General features: G+C 58.7%; 1 protein-coding gene. It reads left to right on the top strand.

The window, feature by feature from the left end; genetic code table 11:
* Nucleotides 1-63: 63 nt before the first annotated feature.
* The gene (locus SM755_RS23290) at nucleotides 64-1041 is read left to right on the top strand and encodes an IS1595-like element ISNpa1 family transposase (RefSeq protein WP_049908065.1); all 978 of its coding nucleotides are present in this window, start codon (nucleotides 64-66) and stop codon (nucleotides 1039-1041) included.
* The last annotated feature ends 7 nt before the right edge of the window (nucleotides 1042-1048 follow it).

Raw genomic sequence — 1048 nt, 5'->3', positions numbered from 1 at the left:
CGCTCTTATGTAGAACTGCGGAAAGACCGTATAGTTACACTGAGCCGGTACTAATCTGGCAATATGGCTTCTACTCAGCCAGCGTTCGGCGGGATGTTTCGGCAGCTGATTGAGCTGGGAGTTATCGAAATCAACACGGAGCCGCTCGATGCCTGTATCGAGCGGCGACTCAAAGAGTTCTGGGAGAATACATCCTGTCCACGCTGCGGTCACCAGCGTCTCATGACATCGGAGACCAGTGACCGGGTTCGATGTCGTGATTGTAATTTTAAGCCGGTCTACACCTACGGAACACCGTTTCACGAGAAGCACCTCACCGCAGGAGAGGTGCTTCTCGCTTTCCTCCTCTACGCAGACACGCTGCTGAGTATCAACCAGATCGCGCCGCTACTTGGGCGCGCTTACAAGACCGTTCACACAGCGATACGAGACGTGGAAGCCGCGGTTCAGCGCGGCTTCCCCGTCGTTTGGGAGCTGCTCGACCAGACCACCGACGGGCCGACACAGGTCGACGAATCTGGGAAGGTCTGTTCAGGCTACAAGGGTCAAGAGCCGCCGCGGAACAGCCGTTCTCGCGGCGGCTCGTCCCAATCTGGCCGCTCACGCTGGCGGGGCCGCCACGGAGATCAGCTGACGCTCGTCGCGGCGTGCCGCGACTCGCTTCGTGTGATTCGCGGCCAACGTGGTATCGACTACAAAGGCGATCTCGAGCCAGTGATTCAGGAGACTGAAGACCTCTCCCAGCCGCTGGGAGAGGTCTGGACGGACGGCCTCCAAGCGTACCGCGAGATGGATCGTGACCATCGAACGGTTGTCCACAAAGAGCGGTATGTATCGCCCGACGGAGTCCACATTAACCAAGCTGAGTGCCTGTTTTCGCTCGCTCAACCGTGGCTCCGAAAGTTCCGCGGCCTGTCCAAGCGGGGCTTGGAACAGGCCGCTCACACGTTCGGCCTCATCAGATCGTTGAACCTCACCGGCGCATCCGTCGATATCACCATCGATTGCCTTGTTATGGGGGCTTTCCGCAGTTCTACATAAGAGCGAG

Source organism: Natrialba sp. PRR66 (genome assembly GCF_034808065.1).
GTDB classification, from domain to species: domain Archaea; phylum Halobacteriota; class Halobacteria; order Halobacteriales; family Natrialbaceae; genus Natrialba; species Natrialba aegyptia.
This window is presented reverse-complemented; position numbering and strand designations above follow the sequence as displayed.

Coding starts and splice junctions, on each gene's coding strand:
- SM755_RS23290 (WP_049908065.1), top strand. CDS start 64: ATGGCTTCTACTCAGCCAGCGTTCGGCGGGATGTTTCGGCAGCTGATT.